Source organism: Methylobacterium oxalidis (assembly GCF_007992195.1).
Lineage (GTDB): Bacteria > Pseudomonadota > Alphaproteobacteria > Rhizobiales > Beijerinckiaceae > Methylobacterium > Methylobacterium oxalidis.
This window is the reverse complement of record NZ_BJZU01000325.1, coordinates 1-838: the sequence shown is the minus strand read 5'-3', so window position 1 is coordinate 838 and position 838 is coordinate 1. Positions and strand designations below refer to the sequence as shown.

The 838-nt window shown below is 67.7% G+C and carries 1 protein-coding gene; it reads left to right on the top strand.

The features are described from left to right. A partial coding sequence (gene rfbA, locus MOX02_RS30820) for a glucose-1-phosphate thymidylyltransferase RfbA (protein WP_147029546.1) occupies positions 1 to 838 on the top strand: 838 nt, incomplete at both ends.

The following is an 838-nucleotide window of genomic DNA, read 5'->3' as shown; positions in this document are numbered from 1 at the left end:
ATGAAGGGCATCGTCCTGGCCGGCGGCTCGGGCACGCGGCTGCACCCGGCAACCTTGTCGATCAACAAGCAGCTCCTGCCGGTCTACGACAAGCCGATGATCTACTACCCGGTCTCGGTGCTGATGCTGGCGGGCATCCGCGAGATCCTGATCATCTCCTCGCCCGAGCACCTGGACAATTACAAGCGCCTGTTCGGCACCGGCGAGCAGTTCGGGTTGAGCTTCTCCTACGCGGTGCAGCCGCGGCCCGAGGGGCTGGCGCAAGCCTTCGTGATCGGGCGCGAGTTCGTCGGCGAGGATCCCGTCGCGCTCATCCTCGGCGACAACCTGTTCTTCGGGGCGGGCATGAGCGAGCTCCTGGCCCGCGCGGCCGCGCGGCCCGAGGGGGCGACGGTGTTCGCCTACCACGTGGAGAACCCGCAGGCCTACGGTGTAGTCAGCCTCGACAAGGCGGGGCGCCCGACCCGGATCGTGGAGAAGCCGAGAGAGCCGGACTCGACCTGGGCGGTGACGGGCCTGTACTTCTACGACAACCAGGTGCTCGACATCGCGGCCGCGGTGAAGCCGTCGCCGCGAGGCGAGCTTGAGATCACGAGCGTGAACGAGGCCTACCTCGAGCGCGGGCAGCTGCACGTGGAGCGGATGAGCCGGGGCTACGCCTGGCTCGACACGGGCACGCACGACAGCCTGCTGGAGGCGTCCGAGTTCGTGCGGGTTCTGCAGCACCGGCAGGGCCTACAGGTGGCGTGCCTGGAGGAGATCGCCTTTCTCCAGGGCTTCATCGGCCGCGAGCAGCTGATCGCCCGCGGCGAGCTGTTCTCCAAAACGAATTACGGAC